The sequence below is a fragment of the Sedimentibacter sp. B4 genome (genome assembly GCF_000309315.1).
Taxonomy (GTDB): Bacteria; Bacillota; Clostridia; order Tissierellales; family Sedimentibacteraceae; genus Sedimentibacter; species Sedimentibacter saalensis.
Genome location: NZ_CANG01000827.1, coordinates 1 through 234, shown reverse-complemented (window position 1 = coordinate 234; position 234 = coordinate 1). Strand labels below are relative to the sequence as shown.

Annotated in this window: 1 protein-coding gene; it reads left to right on the top strand. The window is 69.7% G+C overall.

Annotated features, from left to right (window positions below; genetic code table 11):
* Positions 1-234 (top strand): hypothetical protein (locus BN358_RS27880; RefSeq protein ID WP_232233301.1); only part of this gene is annotated, 234 nt, incomplete at both ends.

The following is a 234-nucleotide window of genomic DNA, read 5'->3' as shown; positions in this document are numbered from 1 at the left end:
CGACCGTGCTCGACTCGACCTCCGAGATCAGCGGCTGGAGCAGGATGACGCCGTCGGAGGAGCGGGAACGGAGCAGGCTCGCTCCCTGGGCGACCGCGGTCTGGTCCGGGTCGGTCAGGTGCGTGATGGTGACCGAGTACCCGCGCCCGCTGGCGGCCTTTCTCGATACCGCGAAGCGCCGCGCTGGGACCGTAGAGCGTGGTGTCCACGGTGAGGACGCCGATGCTGTACGAG